The sequence below is a fragment of the Thermoactinomyces sp. CICC 10523 genome (assembly GCF_016055105.1).
Taxonomy (GTDB): Bacteria; Bacillota; Bacilli; order Thermoactinomycetales; family Thermoactinomycetaceae; genus Thermoactinomyces_A; species Thermoactinomyces_A daqus.
In genome coordinates this window covers 406,119-423,379 of record NZ_JAECVX010000002.1, presented here as the reverse complement: position 1 = coordinate 423,379, position 17,261 = coordinate 406,119, and the positions used below count along the sequence as shown (strand labels likewise).

Sequence of the window (17,261 nt, the reverse complement as noted above, 5' to 3'; positions counted from 1 at the left end):
CCATTGTGAAACCCTCCTTGTTTGGGAATGTTTGCCAACTACTATTCTAACCGAGGAATTTCACCATGGCTCAATTATTTTTCGCAGCTGCCATTTTTACACAATTATACGGACTTAACTGAAAGATATTTAAGCCTCATTTGAAATGAAAACACAAACGGTTTTCTTTTTTAAACTCCGGACCCGTTCCGTACAACATCAGCTTCTGGATCGTTATAAATTGTATGTTCATGTGGAACAGGTTATCAAAACCTAGCTCTAAATGTAGTAGCCTTGCCTTAACAAAAAGGATTTGAGCAAGCACACCTAAAAATATCAAAAAGCCGCTCCCCATACGGGAAACGGCTTTTCTTACAATTTGGTGGGCAGTATAGGAATCGAACCTACGACCTCTTCCGTGTCAAGGAAGCGCTCTCCCTCTGAGCTAACTGCCCATGTTTGATATGTATGGATGGGAAAATTGGTGGGCCCAACAGGACTCGAACCTGTGACCGATCGGTTATGAGCCGACTGCTCTACCAACTGAGCTATAGGCCCAACCAGAAAGTGGCGGAGCTGACGGGATTCGAACCCGCGATCTCCTGCGTGACAGGCAGGCATGTTAGGCCTCTACACCACAGCTCCAAGTTGGTTGCGGGGGCAGGACTTGAACCTGCGACCTTCGGGTTATGAGCCCGACGAGCTACCGACTGCTCCACCCCGCGGCAATTTGTCATTTCATCATCAGCGACATTTAATACTATACAATAATTTTTTTTCAGGCGCAAGGGTTTTTTTAAGATTTTTTTCTCCAGATATAACGAACCCCGTATCGACCTCGTTTGGAACGGAAAACTTCCACAGTCTCCGGACTGTCGTACCCGTAGAGCCACCAATCCTCTTCCATGCGTGCAGCCAGGCAGCGCGCCTGAAAGCGGCTATCATACAATTTAGCCCAATAAACCCATTTTCCCATGATTGCATCCTCCTCTTTTTCTCTATTTTTTCACTCCTCTTTGGATTTCATGCCTTTTTGGGGATGCGCACATTTTGCGTCAGAGCGAAAGCCTCCCGTTCCCGGATGCATATGATGTACGGAAACAAGCGATTCGCTTGTGAAGGCATCCAGCCTGACATGTTCCCTCCTCAAGCCCGGTTTTTTCGGGCTGATGAGAAAGACCCCGGACTCAGCGGGGTCTTTTTTTCTTGCTTTAATTCGCCGCACGTCTGTGTTCTTCCGCTGCTTCCTCTTCATCCCTCAGCCGATGGGCCAGACGGCTCGCAGCAGAAGCGGCAATGCTGGCAACAAGATCATCCATAAAGGTATGCACGGGACCATCCGGACCGTATTTTTTCGTGTCCAACTGGCGAATGATTCCGATTTTATGTTTGTCCAAATGGCCGAAGGTGGTAACCGCGATGCTCCCATACCCGAACACCGATCCCAGAGCCAGGGTCTCATCACAGCCGAACAATCCTTCATCACTGCGGACAAGGCTCAGTAAAGGTTCAGACAGCAGGTTTTCCTCGGCAAGCCTGTCCAGTTCAGCCCCCACGAGAATGGCATGTTGAACTTCTCTTTTTTGCAAAACGGCCAATACGCTTTCCATACAGATCTCCAGGGTGAGATCAGGCTTATAGGGAAGCTGCATTTCCCGAACGATTTCCGCAATCGCTTCAATGGTGATCCCGCGTTGTTGCAGACGGTCGAGTGCGGCCATTTTTACTTCTTTGCTGTGTACTCTCCGCATCGGTTTCCCTCCGTTTTATTCGGCGATCAAAATTTTTATATCCTCTTTTTTCCTTGTTGAAACCTGAAATCGAAATAATAGGGATTTTAGTCAGGCGAAACCTTGCTAAGTCTTTTCAACATCGAGAACCCGGATGATTTACCAGCAAACCAGCAATTAGATGCTTTCTTTGCTGAGAAAAGTTATAATAATAATATGTGGCTATTTTTACCCATCAACTAAAGGAGGTATGTTGATGTACTACGGAATTGCAATATTTCCACAAAAACGTGTCCAAGACCTGGTCAATTCTTACCGCAAACGGTATGATCCCCACTACGCCTTGATTCCTCCGCACATCACGCTGAAAGAAAAGTTTGAGCTGTCCGATGATAAATTGGAGAAAACAGTGGCCGACCTGGAGAAAATAGCCAAACAAATGAAAGCGTTTAAAGTCCGTTTTCACAAGGTCAGCCATTTTCATCCTACAAGCAATACCATTTACCTTGCCATTGATCATGAAGAGCCGATAGTCGAGTTGCACAATCAGATCGAGCAGCTGTTTGAACCAGTCGAAGCCCCTTACGATTATATCCCCCATCTGACGATTGGCCAAAAGATGTCCGAAGACGAATTGCACGACGTTTACGGAAGCTTGCGCATGCGCAAATTTGAGCTGGAAACGCTGATTGATCGCTTCCATCTTCTCTACCAATTGGAAAACGGCTCCTGGAGTATTTATCAAACATTTTTATTAGCCAAACAATAAAAAACAGAAAGGAGTTCCAACTTGTCCATTGAGATAAAAACAGTTGAATCAGAAACAGAATTGCAGCAAGCTTTCTCCATCCGCCGCACCGTCTTCATTCACGAGCAAAAGGTGCCCGAGGATTTGGAAATGGATGAGTGGGAACAGTCGGCCACCCATTTTCTCGCTCTGGAAGACGGGAAACCCATCGGTACCTGCCGTCTGCGCTGGATCAGCAGCCAGGAGGCGAAAGTGGAGAGAGTGGCCGTTCTCGCCCATAAACGGAACACAGGGGCAGGCCGAAAGTTGATGCTGGCCGTGGAAGAAACGGCCCGGCTGAAGGAGGCCCGCGCCATTCGTCTGAACGCCCAAATCCAGGTGGTTCCCTTTTATGAGAAATTAGGGTACCGGACAAATGGCGCTCCCTTCTTCGAAGCCGGGATTGAACATATTCCCATGATCAAAGAGCTGACTTAACGCTGCTTTTGCGCCGCTTGTCTCAGCAGTTCCACCACGGATACATCCGTCGTGCAAGTACCGAGCGGTGCATGATACATGGAACCATTTCTCTCGCCATGAAAATCTGATCCCGCAGTTGCGATCAGCCCGAAAGCTTTCGCCATCTCCCGGTATTTTTCTTTTGCATCCTCAGGATGGTCGGGATGATTTACTTCGATTCCGTCCAATCCTTTTGAAACAAGCAGCGGGATAAGGTCGTCTTGCTCATATAATCCTGGGTGGGCAAGAACGGCCGCACCTCCGCTGGCATGAATCAGCTCGATTGCGGCAAACGGGGAAATCCGTTCCGGTGTCGCGTATGCTTTGCCGTCTTTGCCGAGATATTGGTCAAATGCTTCATCCATGGTATGTACAATCCCTTTGTCGATCAGAACTTCGGCGATATGCGGACGACCCACATTCAGATCCTTGCCCTTTCCTTTTTTCTTTTCCATCACCTCTTCCATCGTGATGGAGATCCCAAGCTGGTTCAAATTGTTGATGATCATGCGATTCCGTTCTTTCCGCTTATTGCGCTGTTCCTCCAATTTATTCAGCAGATGAGGATGATCCGGAATCACAAACAATCCGAGCATATGAATTTCTTTCCCCTGCCACAAAGTGCTGATCTCCACTCCCGGCACAACCGTTATTCCCCGTTTCTCCCCTTCAGCCAACGCTTCTTCCACACCGGCCACCGTATCGTGATCCGTGATCCCGACCGCTGCCAGTCCGGCACTTTCTGCCAATCGCACCACATCCCTGGGTGAGAAAAGTCCGTCAGAAGCAGTACTGTGCGAATGAAAATCTACCTTTGCCATTGATTCTCCCTCCTCGATGTTAAAACAGATCGCGAAACAGCGCCATACCTTCCCTCTGCATAAAAATCCGGCACGAAAACGCACTTTGGGCAAGGCGGGATCTTAACCAGGCAATCTTCTCTTCCGCCTGCCTGATCGACAGCGGAACGACCGGCCCGAGCAACAAAAACTTCACTCCTACCTTGACAGGACGCACGAATGCATAATCGACGTCCCGTGCCTGATGCGGCCAGTCCTCGCGGGAAACGGAAAAACGCGGAATCTCCTCCCTCCACTCTGTCAAATGGCAATACTTCTGATCGCGTTTGATTCTAAAAATGGAAAAGTAAGAAGCAATCAGGGTGGAAACATACTCCCATTCTTCCTCTTCAATTTCCGATTCCCGAACGGCCCTTTCGACCACGCGCTCTCTTTGCACATTTACATAATCAAATAAAAACCAGGATTGAAAAACCCTCTCCGGCAAAGAAACCAGGGATGTCTCCTTCCCCCTGCGGTATCCCGTCAAAGTGCCGAATACGTACAGCGCCCGCATTTTCTCGCGAAACGAAATTGTCTTCTCCGCATAAACTTCGATTTGGCCCAGCAGTTTAAAAAACGATTCTTCCTTTTTCTTCTGCCACTCATCTCTCCAAGATAAAAAAGGAATCGGTTGATCTCCGGCCATGGGCAAAACGATCTCTCCCTTTCCCCTTTTTCTACTTCAATTTATCATAAAATCATATAATCTCGCATAAAATTAACTGCTTCCTTCCACTTTGAAAAATGGGGATTGTTCATCCCGAATAAGGGGTATGCAATTGGTAACCACTTGTAAGGAGGGTTTTTCGTGAAGTTAAGAATGAAAGCGCTTGCGGGAATTTCTTGTCCTGACCACAAAATGGATCGGATTTTAAAAGCCCAAGGTTTTCGTTCGTCACACAATCAGCCGCCCGTCTACAATATGGAAATCAGAGATGCCGCTTCGGGAGGCACTTACCGCCTTACCCTCCCTACTTCATTCAAGAAAAAAGAACACAGGACAAAATATTTGGGATTGGACACCCCGACCATTAAGCTGCAATCCCCGATGAACAGCAAATTTGAATCATTCGTACCTGAGCCGGTCGTAACCGCTGTATGGGGGAAAATAGAAGAAATCGCTTCTTATTTGAAATCTTAACGCGCGAGAAAAGAGCACCCGTTGCAGGCGGGTGCTCTTGTACACTCAACAATCAAGTACGTTCCTTGATCTCCTGTTTGATCTGTTCCGCCAGTTCATTCGGGTTTCCTGCGAACGAACGGGATTGTTTGTCCACACCTAACTCTTTGCTGATCTCGTTCATCATCTCTTCTACTTTTTCACCTTGTCCGCCGGGATTTTGTCCGGCTTTTGCCTGACCAGTCCGTTTCTCTTCATTTCCCTTACCGCGAAACAAGTTCAAAAAGCGGAACATAAGAAGATCCTCCTTTTGTCGAGTGTGAAATTAGTATGTGATCTCCCATTTCGTTCCATACCCAAAACAAAAGGAAGCCAAAGATTACCTGTTTTGGCTCCCTTCATTTATTTCCGGACACTTGAACTTGGTTGGCCTGTGACATTGCCGGATATACACCTTCAACACGGGCAAAACAATAACCGGAAGGCGTTTTTTTCACGACTCCTCTGACCCAGTATCTCCTTTCCACCCCTGTGGAAGGCAAGCCGGAAAGGGGGACGGGTTCCCATCTTCCATCCACCAAAACGACCGGTCCGGAGGAGGATACCGCAAACTGCATCATCACGGATTCTTGCTCCTGTGAGTCGCCGGGATCATTTTCACTCAATTCCATCAGCGATTTTCTCATTTCCACTGCTTCCGGCAGGGCGCGGATCAAGGAAATGTAGATTTGCTTATAAATGCGGTAAACGCTTGAAATCTCCTCCTGCTCCAACCAACGGAACAGGTGTTTGAGCGTATTGAGAAAAATGCGCGCCCCGTTCGGGGAGATCTTGGCATTATCCAGATACCAGACGCTCAGGAAATGAACGAGCGCTTCTTCGTTGAGCAAATTCCAGTCAAATGCTTGTCCATATCGAATCGACAGGTATTTGTACAACCATTCGAGGGTGCGGCTGTAAAATTGCTGCGTCCCTTTTTGCAATGGAGCAACAAAGGAAAGAAAAAATTGCTCCAGCTGAAGCATGGTTCGGGGGGGCAGGTCTTCCTCCTTTTCTTTCGCCATCGGCCAGAAGAAGCCGTTGATCGGTTCAGGCGTTGCTGACGGAATAGCTTTTACCTGCTCCAATTCCTCAGCCCGACTGATCGACCATCCGAACACTTTCCATCCTTTTTCCCAAGTGGTCAACTCTTGGCGTTTTTCATCTACTTGGCTGTATTTTTCTAGTTGCACGAGTATCTCCCCTCTCATCTCCTGCACAAAAGAGGTATAAGGGCCGAAAATCTGATAGCGATTGCCGATCCTGAGCAATCTTGTAAACAAAAGGGATTTCTCCGCAATGGCTCCCGCCGGCAAAACGGTAAACTCTTGTCCGGTTTCCAGTTCTTTCAATATGATGTATTCTTCTTCTTTTTTCGTTACTTCAAAGCAGGTAAACTTCGACTCGGAGAAATATCGGGCCAAGCGCTCTTTTTGCGGTGCCTTGCGCAAGGTGGCACTCCACACTTCGACAGGCCGTTTGCGGTTTAAACAGGGGGCATCAAATAAAATCCACAAGCGAAAGGATGTGGAAAATTCTTTTGGTATCGGCTGATCCATCGGAAACTGAAGCAATTTCTTGAAACGATTCGCCCATTCGAGCTGTTTCCCCTCCGATACCCGCTGATTAAACCAGCGGTTAAGCTCTGACAACAGTTCGTTTTTCAATTGGCTTTCACGCGCTTCACGGGCTTTTTCAGCCGCGTCCAGCGCCACAACCCTTTCACAACATTTTTTGAACTTTTTTCCACTGCCGCATGGGCAAGGTTCATTCCGACCTACCATCATGACACCTCGGATGCAGTATTCCTTGCCTTCAGTATAGCTGAAACAGCATCAAAAACAAATATTTACCAATTCATCCTGATTTTCTGATTGCAGGTTCTCGGTCGCTTTTTCATATATCAATAATATATATACCTTTATATAAAGGGTTGTAAACCATTTAATTAAAAATAAAAAAAGGCCGGATTGAAAAGGAAGGAAAGAAAAAATTTTGCAAAGACGCTTGGCATTGGCATTTCAGGTGGATAAACGGAGTCCCTGTTAAATAATTCCCTATCAAACAAAAAAATACCTGCAACGAATAAACATTGCAGGCAATTTTTTGTTTATTATTTTAAAATCTTGATCGTAACCGTCCGTCGACCCCAGTTGATCGCTTCTTGTTCGGAATCGAAAAATAAATCGATAATCTTTCCATTGATCGCTCCACCGGTATCTTCGGCCACACCGTAACCGTAACCCGGTATGTACAATTTTGTTCCCAGCGGAATGACGTCAGGGTCAACCGCAATCGTTCCGCGATGGGGGTATGTGCCCGTAGCCGTTCGGGAACCGGTAGCAGTATATCCTGTTGCCTCAACCGTCAAAGTTCCCGCCTCTTTGGCTGAAGTCAGATTGACGCTTTCCTTTTGGGCCATTTCTTTGTTGGTTCCGACTTTCACGATTTTCTCGACAGGCTCGACAGAATCGATCAGTTTTTGCGTAACGACGGGTTCTCCATCTTCCACGACCGGTTGACCATTTTTGTACAACATGGTCACCTGATAAACCTTTTTCCCTTCTTTCCCATCCTGTTTCACTTCCGTTTTGCCATCAGCCATCTGGTTGTCTTCAATTTTCTTCGTTTTGTACGGAACCTCTTCGACCTTCTTCTTCACTCGCTGCTCCAATCGATCTACTACGATTTTAGTTCCTTCCTTAATCTTCTGATTAAGCGGAACATTGATTTCATCCCAAGCAGTTAGTTGGACCTTTTTCGACTTTAAAACATCTTCCACGGTCTCTTGCGTGGTTTGGAAAGTTCCCAGATCCTTTCCGGCAACACTTAACGAAACGCGGCATTTACAGGTAAGCTGAACCGTTTTTTGCCCGCCCAACTTCTGATCCCAGGGAATGCTCGGTTCATAGTTCTGTTTAAGCTCTGCGACAGAATAGCCTTGCTTTGTCAAAGAGCTCGCCAATGTATCGTCATTATTTTCCAGATTAATTATTTTCGGTTGGTCGCTAAAGGTTACTTTTACCTGCTGCGGTTCTGAACAACCCGTGAGCAGACTGGGCAGGATGAGGATCATCGCAAGGCTGTTTAGAAGGATCCTTTTCATCAAATACCTCCTTCTGAATAAAAGCCTGAACAATGATTGATTATAGCAGAACTTTACCTACCAATCTATTATTTTGATTGATTGTCATATATTCCTCTATTTTAATACAAATTATGTTTATGCTCACGGGTCGTCAATTGTTCCTTGCTATTCTTCCAAAAAAGTCCCCTGGTGCGGTGCAGGGGGGATGGCTCGCGGATAATAGTGCACATTTTTCGGTCCGTAAATGGAGATGGTCAACCTGCCTCTTTGTATCTCCGCCTCAATTAAAATCGGTTCATTCAACTGATTTTGGAAACGAAAATCCGGCCCGCCCCACGAAACGGTTGCATCGCGATATTTCGGCACATAAGTAACCATTTTACTGTGACTGACCCGTTGGATCACTCTCAGCCCCGCCCGGTCAACTGAGTTGAACAAGGTTGAAGAGGTTTGGCAGATCCCTCCTCCAATCCCCTCGCTGTATTCCCCTTTGACAATGATCCGTGCCGGACGGTATCCTCTTGCCAGCGACCGTTCTCCGACGATGCGATTGAAGGAAAAAATTTGTCCGGGCAGTAAAACCGTATGATCAATCGCTTGGACGGACAGTCGAATATTATGGGTGCGATTCAAATTTCGCGCATTAAAATAAGTTGAATAGGAGGACAGCTTTTTTTGTTTCAGTTGTTGCAATTTTTTTGTGGTAAGCTGCGGCTGAATCCAGATAACCGGGACTTCGAGAGGCCTGCCCAAATATTCATGGATCGAATCGAGCCACTCGTATACTTTCTGCCGGTCCACTTTTCGCCCCAACTGATGAGGAATAATCCGGCGCTGACGGTCAAAACGGGCAGATCGTGCCGGTCGGTTGATCTCATGTTCAACCACAAGTGAAAACCAATTCATAAAGGCTTGGCGGTTTAATGTGGTGGGATCCACTCCGTCAAAACCGATTTCACTGAGCGGAAAGATCCACTCCTTATGCTGGAAGCGAAAAATCATCACAGATGTGTAAAGACGGGGAGATTCTGCCGGATGGAGCGATGCCGGAGGTCGGGTATACGCGTCCGACTTCAAGCTCCCTCCGGGCAAAACAGGACAAATCAGGCACACGGCCAGCAGCAGGGGAAAAAATCGAGTTCTCAACCAGCACATAAACGTCCCCCCTTTTTGTTCCCTAGTCTTTGTCAAAAAAAGGAGAGCTATAATTTCACATCACTTCCATCAATTCTGACTTTCGATACCTATTTGTTCATTATTGAACAAAATTGATTTATTTCCTTTTAAAATTGTTGATTTTTATTGTCAAAGTTCGTGAATAAATGTACAAAGTGATGGCGAATGCGTATGATTAAGATAAAATTAGCTCTGAGCAGGAGGAATTAAACATGGACTCAGTTTTGTGGAGCCGTATTTTGACTGCTGAAACGCTGGCATTCCACATTGTTTGGGCTACCATCGGTGTAGGTGTCCCCATTTTTATCTGCTTGGCCGAAGGATGGGGAATCTGGCGCAAGGATCCCCATTTCATCCTGTTAGCCCGCCGCTGGACGCGCGGTTTTGTCATCACCGTAGCCATTGGCGTGGTAACCGGAACCTGTATCGGCCTGATGCTCTCGCTTCTGTGGCCGAAATTTATGCAACTGGCAGGCAATGTCATCAGTTTGCCCTTGTTTATGGAAACCTTTGCCTTCTTCTTTGAAGCAATTTTTTTGGGCATTTATCTCTACACCTGGGATCGTTTCCAAAAACCGGTCTATCATTGGCTGACGTCAATCCCGATTATCATCGGTTCCTCGATGTCCGCCGTCTTCATCACGACTGTCAACTCTTTTATGAATACCCCGGCAGGTTTCAAGCTTTCTGCTTCCGGACGGGTGAGCCATATCGATCCGATCGCCGCCATGCTTAATCCGTCCACTCCGTCAGAAGTGGGCCATGTGCTCTCTTCCGCATATGCCACGTGCGGTTTTTTGCTGGCCGCCATCGCCGCCTGGCACTTATTAAAGGGAAAGACGCACGTCTATTACAAAAAAGCGCTTCATTTAACGATGGCAATCAGCTTTATCCTGTCCTTGCTCACCTTTGTCGCCGGCGATCTTTCCGGCAAGTTTCTGGCCACTTGGCAACCGGCCAAACTTGCGGCCGGAGAATGGCATTTTGACACACGAACCAATGCGCCTCTGGTGATTGGCGGCATACTCGATGAAAAGAATCTGGAAGTGAAATACGGACTGGAAATCCCTTCGGCGTTGAGCTTTCTCGCCACCGGATCCATCGACGGCAAAGTGACCGGGCTGAAGGAGATTCCGCGCTCGGAATGGCCGCCGCTCTTCATCCACTACCTGTTTGACGCGATGGTGGGAATCGGCTTTTATCTCATTTTCATTTCCGCGGCTTATCTCGCGTATTGGTTGTCGAAAAAGGAGATCATCCAAAGCCGCTGGTTGCTCCGGGGAATTGTTTTGGCCGCTCCGCTCGCGTTTCTGGCCATTGAGTTTGGATGGATTTACGCCGAAGTGGGAAGGCAGCCCTGGATCATCACCGGGTTGATGCGGGTGGATCAGGCTGCAACTACGGCGGATAATGTGGGAATGGTTACCCTGATGTTCAGTCTCCTCTATCTCTTGCTCGCCATTGTTGCCATCAGTGTCCTCTCCCGCTTGTTCAGAGGACGGCCGGCGGAAACGGAACTTCATGCAGTTGAAGGGAGGAGCCGGACATGAACTTGGCAATGGTCGGAATCACGGTTTTGTGGACGTTCTTGTACGGTTATCTCCTGATCGCCTCGATTGATTTCGGGGCTGGATTCTTTTCCTGCTACAGCATGCTGACCGGAAAAGACCATATCATCAACCGGATTATTGACCGCTATCTGTCTCCCGTCTGGGAAGTAACCAACGTTTTTCTGATCTTTTTCATCGTCGGCCTTGTCGGCTTTTTCCCGGAAACCGCTTATTATTACGGGACGGCATTGCTGATTCCCGGGTCAGTGGCATTGATTCTGCTGACGATTCGCGGTTCTTTCTATGCCTTTGCCAATTACGGGGCGCGCAAGAGCAAGTTTTATTTGCTCCTCTACGGGTTGACTGGTCTGTTCATTCCCGCTTCCCTGTCAACGGTTTTGACGATTTCAGAAGGGGGTTTTATTGAAAAAACGGGGGATCGCCTCTTATTTCGGGCAGATCTTCTTTTCACCAGCCACTATTCCTGGAGCGTTGTCTTCCTGGCTTTAGTCAGCATTTTATATATCAGCGCCAGTTTTCTCACCTTTTATGCTGATCGGGCAAATGATCTCCAGGCCAGGGAGCTTTTGCGAAAATATGCCCTGTTTTGGAGCGGGCCTACAATTTTGGCCAGCTTGTGGGTCTTTTGGGAGCTTTCCCGGCACAATCCGGAACATTTCTCCCGTGCCCTCTCTGTCGGCTGGATGTTCGTCACTTCCTTTTTCTGCTTTTGTATTGGCGTCTGCTTAATGTGGAAACGGAAAAATCTGGGCATCGCGTTTATCTTCGTCATGTTCCAGTTCGCCTGCGCTTTTTTTGGTTACGGCATTTCCCATCTTCCTTATCTGTTGTATCCCTTTATCACCATTCATACCGCTTTGACGAATACCACGATGGGTATGGCATTGGTGATCGCTTTTATCGCCGGTCTCTTGCTCCTGATTCCATCCATCGGGCTTTTGCTCTGGCTGTTCCTTTTCAACGCCGGCTATGTTCGCGGAAAAAAATAAAGGAAAACGACGAGGAAAGCATGAAGAGGGCGAAACTCCTTTCCGGAGAACCGCCCTCTCTTATTCGCTTTTACCGGAAAACCGCCGATTTTTCTTTTCTCTTTTCACAAGCCGCTACAAAGGCCCGAAACAATCGTTTCGCATGATCATCTTTTGCCACCATCGACTCAGGATGCCACTGCACCCCCACCACAAACTCATGCGCAATGCTTTCAAATGCTTCAATCACCCCGTCACTGGCGACCGCCGTCACTTTGAGCGGAGACACCACTTTGCGGACAGCCTGATGGTGAAAACTGTTTACTTTAATCAGCGACTTCGCAAAAATCGAGTAAAGAAGGGAATCCTCGGCAATTTGAATCGTATGGGAAGCATGGCTGCGCGGGGCCTTTTGCTGGTGTTGCAATACCGCCTTCTTCTGGCCGGGTAAATCCTGATACATGTCTCCGCCCATCGCAATATTCAAAATTTGGCATCCGCGGCAGATGCCGAGGATCGGCTTGCGTTGCGCATTAAACTGCTCAATGAGGGCAATTTCCATTTCGTCCCGGTCCGGCACGATCTCACCCAACCCGGGATGAGGTTCTTCGTCAAATAAAGTCGGGTCAATATCGCCTCCGCCGGTGAGGAGCAAACCGTCAACCAGTCTGCTCATTTCCGCGATCAGTTCATCATCGACCGTATAGGGAAGCAAAAACGGAATCCCCCCGGCAGCGATGATCACATCGCTGTATTCCTGCGATAAAAATTGTTTTTTGCTTTGCTCAAGGGACATGGTAATCCCGATCACCGGTTTCATCTGAATCTCCCTCTCCTGTTGTTGTTCCTCCTTTTTCGATCTTATCTTATGTTTACAATTGACGAAAGTATCAAAAAACAACGCACACAAAAAACTCCAGACCAAAATGGCTGGAGTTTATTTGGCTGATGCAGGTTCGCGATTACTGAACAGGAAGCTGATCGCATAAAGGCCGGCAATCCCGACAATTGCATAGATCACGCGACTCAGAAATGAGGATGCACGGAGCGATTCACCGCCAAAAATCGCGGAAACCAAATCCCATTGGAACAATCCAACCAACAACCAGTTCAAAGCCCCAATGATAACCAAAATTAAAGCCAATTTTTTCAACGCTGCTCCTCCTTTCCCCACTGTTTACGTTTATTATCCCGCACCGCAGGAAAAACATGCAGGGAAACTAAAGGTCCATCCCGGGCAGCATCTCTGACCGGGGCATGAGAATACAGGATAGGTGCGACCATGCCCCCCGGGCTGTGATGCATATTTACAAAAAAAGCAACCCGATGGTTGCGGGTTGCCGGGAACTAGACTCCCAGTATATCCTTTTCTCGGTTTTCTTCTTTTTGCTTTTGATAATATTCTTCCGCCAGTTTGTCGATTTCTTTTTTCAATTCGGCGACCATATCTTTTTCCGGGATTTTGCGAATGATTTTCCCATGTCGGAACAAGAGGCCTTCCCCGCGGGCACCGGCAATCCCGATATCCGCTTCCTTCGCTTCACCGGGACCGTTAACTGCACATCCCAAAACAGAAACCTTGATCGGAGCGCGAATTTTGGAGATATAATCTTCGATCTCATTGGCAATGCTGATGAGGTCGATTTCGATTCGCCCACAAGTCGGGCAGGAAATCAGCGTCGCCGCGTTTGCAGCCAACCCAAACGCTTTTAAGAGCTCCCTTGCCACTTTTACTTCTTCAACAGGGTCAGCACTCAGGCTGATCCGCACCGTATTTCCGATTCCCATCGCCAAAAGCGCTCCCAGTCCGGCAGAACTTTTCACTGTGCCGGAAAAAAGGGTTCCCGACTCGGTAATCCCGAGATGTAACGGGTAATTGAATGTTTCCGCCGCTTTCTTGTAGGCGTCAATCGCCAAACGGACATCCGAGGCTTTCAGCGAAACGATGATATCATGAAAATCGAGCTCTTCCAAAATGCCGATATGGTAAAGGGCGCTTTCGATCATTCCTTCTGCTGTTGGATACCCGTATTTTTCCAAAATCCGCTTTTCCAACGAACCGGCATTGACTCCGATGCGGATCGGGATCCCCCGTTCTTTGGCCGCTTTCACGACCGCCTCCACTTTTTCTCTTTTACCGATATTCCCCGGATTGATGCGAATTTTATCAATTCCGCCTTCGATCGCTTTTAAGGCCAGTTTGTAATCAAAATGGATATCTGCAACCAAGGGGATGTTTACTTGCTTTTTAATCTCCGGAATCGCTTCGGCTGCGCGCATGTCCGGACAAGCGACCCGGACAATTTGACAGCCGGCTTCTTCCAGCCGTTTAATCTCTGCAACCGTCGCTTTAACATCATGCGTTTTCGTTGTCGTCATGCTTTGGATAACCACTTGGTTATTCCCGCCAATTTGAATGTTTCCAACTTTGACGGGCCTTGTTTCCGTACGATGATACATAAAGGATTCGCTCCTTTTGCCGTAACGTGAAGTCGATGTTCGGCATGTTGACCTTCCTTTATGCCGCCAACAACCGAATGAAGAATCATGAGTCCCTGAACTCCATTTACCAAGTATAACATATCACACCGGCAAAGAGAAAAGGAGCACAAACGCTCCTTGTCAATCTTTTTTTGCTTTCTGTTCAATTTTTATTCCACATTGAAACCACCGGTGCTCAAGCGAAAACCATTTTCCACGTGGCAACGGCCACCTGTCGCCCCTGTTGCTATTCATTTTCCCGTCTCAGCCTGGAACGCTGTTTGTCCATGTACATTCTCATGGAAAAGGGGATCATGCCAAACCATTTGACAGACCAGGGTTCTTTTCTCATCTGTTTCAGTTCTTTCCGCTCAGAGCGAGGCGTCTCCATATACCAAATCATCCGCTGAAGCAGAAACTGAATCCATTCTCTAAACGACATTGATTCCACCTCATCCCTTAGCTTAGCCGGTGAAATCGCCGTTTAAACGCTTTTTCCCAAAAGGAAACAATCTCTTGCACGACCCCGTCTACACTTCGCCCGGTGGTATCGACGGTGAGATCGGCAAAGTCGTACAAACCTTCTCTCTCCTTCATAATGGTGTATACCTTGGTATGTAACTCTCCCTGCAATAACGGACGCTCATCAGCGGCACGACCGAGACGCCGGATAATCTCTTCCGGTTCGGCGAACAGCTGCACGACAACCCCCTTTTCCCGCATCATCTCCCTGTTCTCTTCCTTTAACACAATTCCTCCCCCGGTGGTGAGGAGCAAAGGGGAACCGTTCAGCAGCATCTTCAGCAATCTGGTCTCCTCTTGCCGAAAAGCAGCCTCGCCGGCACGGGCAAAATACTCTGCGATTGTGCAGCCAAACCGCGCTTCCAGTTCCTGGTCGGTATCCTTCCATTCCAGTTTCAGCTTTTTCGACAATTCCCGACCGACAGTAGTTTTACCTGTCCCCATCATGCCAATGAGAATCAAATGGCTCTTTTCCTGGTTCATTTCTACCTCCACCTGGATTTTTATTCTCTATCTTAGCGGATCCAGCGGTGGATGGCTAGCGTGTGCGGGTCAAGCTCCACTTCGCTCGTCTGCATGACGCCATTTTTTCCATAGGCTGTTGCCTGTACGCGGGTCATCTTCTCCCCTTGTTGAAGAATCCATGTCTCCACATAAATTCCATTGATTTGCAAAAGGCCTTTTTTCCCGGCACTTCCCATCTTCAGCTGCTTCCGAAGCACGGCGATTCCACTCTCCGACGCATATTTGCAGCGAATCTGTTCTTCATAGAGAGCCTGTGCCTGCTTCGTGTCAGCTGAACCGATGATCAGAAACGTGAGCAGCGTAAACAAAACCGTCAGGGAGGCGATCACCACCGGGAGGGCGAAGCCCCGTTCATTCCGCCTCATCAGATGTTCTCACCCTTCCTGCGACATATGTGCTCCAATCCAGGCTCGCATTCCAGTTCTGCATGCCGATTTTCATTCCCACACCGACAGGATCCGGGACAAAAGCGATATAATAAACATCCTGCAACAAAATGGTATTGCCCTTGAATGCTGTTTCTCCCTGTGCGCGGACGCTGCGGATCACCCGGCGTTTTTGATGCCGATAGCAAACGGTGTCTCCGTTCGGCAATTGAAAATACAGGGAGCCGTTATCCATTCGAAAATGGCTGCCCTGCTTCAATTCCTGATGAATATAACCGGAAAAAGCCATCGATTCCATTACCAACCGCTCTTTGCCATCCAACCCTTTGATTTCCGACATAAAGGTGCGTGTGATAAAAAACAGGGCCGGAAGCAGTATCAACAAGACGCTCATGGCAATGACCAATTCGAGATAGGTAAAACCGGCTTCACCTTTTAATCCTGAAAGCGATGCGTCATCCACCTGGCGCTTTTCGTTTTTCCATCTTTCCCTTTCCATTGAACCTCCACTTCCATCTGGTACAAGAACGGCTCAACCGCGCGGCATTTGGTCTGCAAAAGATACACTTGCTTCGGGAACTCTTCGCTTTTTACTGTTTTGCTTTCACCGGCGCAACGATCCGGAAAAGCCGACAGCTGCTTTTCCATTTCATTTTCCATCCAATGATCGATTTCCAGCCGGATGATTTCCTCTGTTTCCTTCATTTTTATTTCGTGCAGGACAGGAACGGCAAACACCATAAACACGCCGATCAGCACAAGCGACATCGTCACCTCGGCCAAGGTAAACCCTTCTTCTCCCCGCTTCATGGCATCAACTCCGCTTTGGGCCGGCCGGACGCCACCTGAATCACCAATTTTCCGACCAGTTTTTCCGCAGACAAGATGCGGATCGTTCCTCCCTGAACCTGCCCGGTCTCCCGGAAAATCACCTGATTTCCCTTATAATTGCTGGCAAGACGATATTTGTCGGGAACCGGGATGGTCCGAATCTCCTCCTCTCTCTGATACACTTCGATTTCACGGGGATTCAGAAAAAGAGAAACTTCGCTTTCACGGGAGACAGCCTCCAACTGGGCCAATTGGATCTGTGTGGCCAGAGAATCCAAAAACATCTCCCTTTCCGCCCGCTCACCCAAAACCGACAATGCCGGCAGCGCAATCGCAGCCATCAGTCCGAGCACGAACAAAATCAACAACACTTCGACCAGCGTCCACCCTTGTTCCCCGACATGCTTCATTTTTGGCATTTCACTCTTTTTTCGGAGGAGATTTGCGGATTACGGTCAATCACATAATGCCCCCCGCCCGGACACGCCGGCACCGATCGCAGATAACCCCGTTTCACCAATTCCGCCACGCTGCCCGGGTACTCTCCGTATTCCAGATAGTAGTTATCCGCTTGTGCGCTGATCATCTGTCTGTTCGCGCGATCCGCCCGATCCTTGGCTTTCTCCCCAGCCGCCTTCAAATTAGGAATCGCAATCGCCAAAATGAGACCGATAATAAACAAAACCACCAACATTTCCACCAAAGTAAATCCTTTTTCACCATTCCCCGTCATGGTTGACATCTGCCACTCTCCTTT

The 17,261-nt window shown here is 48.1% G+C and carries 23 protein-coding genes, 4 tRNA genes and 1 pseudogene; 5 read left to right on the top strand and 23 right to left on the bottom strand.

The genetic code is table 11. From position 1 onward, the window contains the following. Positions 1 to 359 precede the first annotated feature (359 nt). From I8U19_RS05090 to I8U19_RS05065, 6 genes are all read right to left on the bottom strand, one after another. Positions 360 to 434, bottom strand: a tRNA-Val gene (locus I8U19_RS05090). Positions 435 to 461: 27 nt separating this feature from the next. Beyond that, positions 462 to 537, bottom strand: a tRNA-Ile gene (locus tag I8U19_RS05085). A 10-nt stretch (positions 538 to 547) separates the two neighbouring features. Continuing rightward, positions 548 to 624: transfer RNA gene (locus I8U19_RS05080), tRNA-Asp, on the bottom strand. A 4-nt stretch (positions 625 to 628) separates the two neighbouring features. After that, positions 629 to 704, bottom strand: a tRNA-Met gene (locus I8U19_RS05075). Positions 705 to 775: 71 nt separating this feature from the next. After that, on the bottom strand, positions 776 to 955 hold the full coding sequence (locus tag I8U19_RS05070; protein ID WP_198055345.1) for a hypothetical protein: 180 nt from the start codon (positions 953 to 955) through the stop codon (positions 776 to 778). 235 nt (positions 956 to 1,190) lie between these two features. After that, positions 1,191 to 1,730, bottom strand: coding sequence for a phosphatidylglycerophosphatase A family protein (locus I8U19_RS05065; protein WP_033100194.1), 540 nt, complete (start codon positions 1,728 to 1,730; stop codon positions 1,191 to 1,193). A gap of 235 nt (positions 1,731 to 1,965) precedes the next feature. Here I8U19_RS05065 and I8U19_RS05060 point away from each other — a divergent pair, with 235 nt between their 5' ends. After that, positions 1,966 to 2,478 carry a 2'-5' RNA ligase family protein gene (locus I8U19_RS05060; RefSeq protein WP_033101798.1) on the top strand — a complete coding sequence of 171 codons (513 nt, stop codon included), beginning with the start codon at positions 1,966 to 1,968 and terminating at the stop codon, positions 2,476 to 2,478. Positions 2,479 to 2,499: 21 nt separating this feature from the next. Continuing rightward, a complete protein-coding gene (locus tag I8U19_RS05055) occupies positions 2,500 to 2,934 on the top strand; it encodes a GNAT family N-acetyltransferase (RefSeq protein WP_198055344.1) in 435 nt (144 codons plus the stop codon). Here the strand turns inward: I8U19_RS05055 and I8U19_RS05050 are convergent. Together I8U19_RS05050 and I8U19_RS05045 are read right to left on the bottom strand one after the other, a co-directional pair. Then, positions 2,931 to 3,776 carry a PHP domain-containing protein gene (locus I8U19_RS05050; protein ID WP_033101673.1) on the bottom strand — a complete coding sequence of 282 codons (846 nt, stop codon included), beginning with the start codon at positions 3,774 to 3,776 and terminating at the stop codon, positions 2,931 to 2,933. The genes I8U19_RS05055 and I8U19_RS05050 overlap by 4 nt on opposite strands. A gap of 19 nt (positions 3,777 to 3,795) precedes the next feature. Next, positions 3,796 to 4,443 (bottom strand): hypothetical protein, encoded by a 648-nt coding sequence (locus I8U19_RS05045; protein WP_198055343.1) that lies wholly within the window; start codon positions 4,441 to 4,443, stop codon positions 3,796 to 3,798. 162 nt (positions 4,444 to 4,605) lie between these two features. Here I8U19_RS05045 and I8U19_RS05040 point away from each other — a divergent pair, with 162 nt between their 5' ends. Beyond that, the gene (locus I8U19_RS05040) at positions 4,606 to 4,938 is read left to right on the top strand and encodes a hypothetical protein (RefSeq protein WP_033101675.1); all 333 of its coding nucleotides are present in this window, start codon (positions 4,606 to 4,608) and stop codon (positions 4,936 to 4,938) included. 52 nt (positions 4,939 to 4,990) lie between these two features. Here the strand turns inward: I8U19_RS05040 and I8U19_RS05035 are convergent, their stop codons facing one another. From I8U19_RS05035 to I8U19_RS05020, 5 genes and pseudogenes are all read right to left on the bottom strand, one after another. Then, the gene (locus I8U19_RS05035) at positions 4,991 to 5,212 is read right to left on the bottom strand and encodes a hypothetical protein (protein ID WP_033101676.1); all 222 of its coding nucleotides are present in this window, start codon (positions 5,210 to 5,212) and stop codon (positions 4,991 to 4,993) included. 103 nt (positions 5,213 to 5,315) lie between these two features. Continuing rightward, entirely contained in the window at positions 5,316 to 6,671 is a 1,356-nt protein-coding gene (locus I8U19_RS05030) for a hypothetical protein (RefSeq protein ID WP_232337217.1), read from the bottom strand. Between the two features lie 3 nt (positions 6,672 to 6,674). After that, positions 6,675 to 6,740: pseudogene (locus tag I8U19_RS17590) on the bottom strand (SEC-C metal-binding domain-containing protein); the annotation flags it as partial. A gap of 329 nt (positions 6,741 to 7,069) precedes the next feature. Beyond that, on the bottom strand, positions 7,070 to 8,062 hold the full coding sequence (locus I8U19_RS05025; protein WP_198055341.1) for a 3D domain-containing protein: 993 nt from the start codon (positions 8,060 to 8,062) through the stop codon (positions 7,070 to 7,072). Between the two features lie 147 nt (positions 8,063 to 8,209). Then, the gene (locus tag I8U19_RS05020) at positions 8,210 to 9,199 is read right to left on the bottom strand and encodes a VanW family protein (RefSeq protein ID WP_198055340.1); all 990 of its coding nucleotides are present in this window, start codon (positions 9,197 to 9,199) and stop codon (positions 8,210 to 8,212) included. A 233-nt stretch (positions 9,200 to 9,432) separates the two neighbouring features. Here I8U19_RS05020 and I8U19_RS05015 point away from each other — a divergent pair, with 233 nt between their 5' ends. Both I8U19_RS05015 and I8U19_RS05010 read left to right on the top strand, forming a co-directional pair. After that, positions 9,433 to 10,770 carry a cytochrome ubiquinol oxidase subunit I gene (locus I8U19_RS05015; RefSeq protein WP_198055339.1) on the top strand — a complete coding sequence of 446 codons (1,338 nt, stop codon included), beginning with the start codon at positions 9,433 to 9,435 and terminating at the stop codon, positions 10,768 to 10,770. After that, entirely contained in the window at positions 10,767 to 11,780 is a 1,014-nt protein-coding gene (locus I8U19_RS05010) for a cytochrome d ubiquinol oxidase subunit II (RefSeq protein WP_033101678.1), read from the top strand. Before I8U19_RS05015 ends, I8U19_RS05010 begins: the two co-directional genes overlap by 4 nt. Before the next feature lie 70 nt (positions 11,781 to 11,850). Here I8U19_RS05010 and I8U19_RS05005 read toward each other — a convergent pair whose 3' ends face one another. The 10 genes from I8U19_RS05005 to I8U19_RS17545 form a co-directional block, all read right to left on the bottom strand. Further along, positions 11,851 to 12,579, bottom strand: a complete 729-nt coding sequence (locus tag I8U19_RS05005) for a gamma-glutamyl-gamma-aminobutyrate hydrolase family protein (protein ID WP_033101679.1) — start codon at positions 12,577 to 12,579, stop codon at positions 11,851 to 11,853. Between the two features lie 117 nt (positions 12,580 to 12,696). Continuing rightward, complete coding sequence (locus I8U19_RS05000; protein ID WP_033101680.1) at positions 12,697 to 12,912, bottom strand: DUF378 domain-containing protein; 216 nt, start codon at positions 12,910 to 12,912, stop codon at positions 12,697 to 12,699. 194 nt (positions 12,913 to 13,106) lie between these two features. Further along, positions 13,107 to 14,219 (bottom strand): flavodoxin-dependent (E)-4-hydroxy-3-methylbut-2-enyl-diphosphate synthase, encoded by a 1,113-nt coding sequence (gene ispG, locus I8U19_RS04995; RefSeq protein ID WP_033101681.1) that lies wholly within the window; start codon positions 14,217 to 14,219, stop codon positions 13,107 to 13,109. Between the two features lie 268 nt (positions 14,220 to 14,487). Further along, positions 14,488 to 14,682, bottom strand: coding sequence for a YqzE family protein (locus tag I8U19_RS04990; protein ID WP_033101682.1), 195 nt, complete (start codon positions 14,680 to 14,682; stop codon positions 14,488 to 14,490). Between the two features lie 17 nt (positions 14,683 to 14,699). Beyond that, complete coding sequence (locus I8U19_RS04985) at positions 14,700 to 15,245, bottom strand: shikimate kinase (RefSeq protein ID WP_198055338.1); 546 nt, start codon at positions 15,243 to 15,245, stop codon at positions 14,700 to 14,702. 32 nt (positions 15,246 to 15,277) lie between these two features. Then, complete coding sequence (locus I8U19_RS04980) at positions 15,278 to 15,652, bottom strand: hypothetical protein (RefSeq protein ID WP_033101684.1); 375 nt, start codon at positions 15,650 to 15,652, stop codon at positions 15,278 to 15,280. After that, entirely contained in the window at positions 15,639 to 16,172 is a 534-nt protein-coding gene (locus tag I8U19_RS04975) for a hypothetical protein (protein WP_198055337.1), read from the bottom strand. Before I8U19_RS04975 ends, I8U19_RS04980 begins: the two co-directional genes overlap by 14 nt. Then, positions 16,109 to 16,483: a type II secretion system protein gene (locus I8U19_RS04970; RefSeq protein ID WP_198055336.1), complete on the bottom strand. Its 375-nt coding sequence runs from the start codon at positions 16,481 to 16,483 to the stop codon at positions 16,109 to 16,111. The genes I8U19_RS04975 and I8U19_RS04970 overlap by 64 nt, the downstream gene beginning before the upstream one ends. Beyond that, positions 16,480 to 16,914: a GspH/FimT family pseudopilin gene (locus I8U19_RS04965; RefSeq protein WP_198055335.1), complete on the bottom strand. Its 435-nt coding sequence runs from the start codon at positions 16,912 to 16,914 to the stop codon at positions 16,480 to 16,482. Before I8U19_RS04965 ends, I8U19_RS04970 begins: the two co-directional genes overlap by 4 nt. Further along, on the bottom strand, positions 16,911 to 17,246 hold the full coding sequence (locus I8U19_RS17545; protein WP_052154334.1) for a competence type IV pilus major pilin ComGC: 336 nt from the start codon (positions 17,244 to 17,246) through the stop codon (positions 16,911 to 16,913). The genes I8U19_RS04965 and I8U19_RS17545 overlap by 4 nt, the downstream gene beginning before the upstream one ends. Positions 17,247 to 17,261: the final 15 nt, after the last annotated feature.

Excerpts from the sequence above, each read along its gene's own strand:
- I8U19_RS05070 (WP_198055345.1), bottom strand. The coding sequence starts at position 955 with ATGGGAAAATGGGTTTATTGGGCTAAATTGTATGATAGCCGCTTTCAG.
- I8U19_RS05065 (WP_033100194.1), bottom strand. The coding sequence starts at position 1,730 with ATGCGGAGAGTACACAGCAAAGAAGTAAAAATGGCCGCACTCGACCGT.
- I8U19_RS05060 (WP_033101798.1), top strand. The coding sequence starts at position 1,966 with ATGTACTACGGAATTGCAATATTTCCACAAAAACGTGTCCAAGACCTG.
- I8U19_RS05050 (WP_033101673.1), bottom strand. The coding sequence starts at position 3,776 with ATGGCAAAGGTAGATTTTCATTCGCACAGTACTGCTTCTGACGGACTT.
- I8U19_RS05045 (WP_198055343.1), bottom strand. The coding sequence starts at position 4,443 with ATGGCCGGAGATCAACCGATTCCTTTTTTATCTTGGAGAGATGAGTGG.
- I8U19_RS05035 (WP_033101676.1), bottom strand. The coding sequence starts at position 5,212 with ATGTTCCGCTTTTTGAACTTGTTTCGCGGTAAGGGAAATGAAGAGAAA.
- I8U19_RS05025 (WP_198055341.1), bottom strand. The coding sequence starts at position 8,062 with ATGAAAAGGATCCTTCTAAACAGCCTTGCGATGATCCTCATCCTGCCC.
- I8U19_RS05020 (WP_198055340.1), bottom strand. The coding sequence starts at position 9,199 with ATGTGCTGGTTGAGAACTCGATTTTTTCCCCTGCTGCTGGCCGTGTGC.
- I8U19_RS05015 (WP_198055339.1), top strand. The coding sequence starts at position 9,433 with ATGGACTCAGTTTTGTGGAGCCGTATTTTGACTGCTGAAACGCTGGCA.
- I8U19_RS05010 (WP_033101678.1), top strand. The coding sequence starts at position 10,767 with ATGAACTTGGCAATGGTCGGAATCACGGTTTTGTGGACGTTCTTGTAC.
- I8U19_RS05005 (WP_033101679.1), bottom strand. The coding sequence starts at position 12,579 with ATGAAACCGGTGATCGGGATTACCATGTCCCTTGAGCAAAGCAAAAAA.
- ispG (WP_033101681.1), bottom strand. The coding sequence starts at position 14,219 with ATGTATCATCGTACGGAAACAAGGCCCGTCAAAGTTGGAAACATTCAA.
- I8U19_RS04990 (WP_033101682.1), bottom strand. The coding sequence starts at position 14,682 with ATGTCGTTTAGAGAATGGATTCAGTTTCTGCTTCAGCGGATGATTTGG.
- I8U19_RS04985 (WP_198055338.1), bottom strand. The coding sequence starts at position 15,245 with ATGAACCAGGAAAAGAGCCATTTGATTCTCATTGGCATGATGGGGACA.
- I8U19_RS04980 (WP_033101684.1), bottom strand. The coding sequence starts at position 15,652 with ATGAGGCGGAATGAACGGGGCTTCGCCCTCCCGGTGGTGATCGCCTCC.
- I8U19_RS04975 (WP_198055337.1), bottom strand. The coding sequence starts at position 16,172 with ATGGAAAGGGAAAGATGGAAAAACGAAAAGCGCCAGGTGGATGACGCA.
- I8U19_RS04970 (WP_198055336.1), bottom strand. The coding sequence starts at position 16,483 with ATGAAGCGGGGAGAAGAAGGGTTTACCTTGGCCGAGGTGACGATGTCG.
- I8U19_RS04965 (WP_198055335.1), bottom strand. The coding sequence starts at position 16,914 with ATGAAGCATGTCGGGGAACAAGGGTGGACGCTGGTCGAAGTGTTGTTG.
- I8U19_RS17545 (WP_052154334.1), bottom strand. The coding sequence starts at position 17,246 with ATGTCAACCATGACGGGGAATGGTGAAAAAGGATTTACTTTGGTGGAA.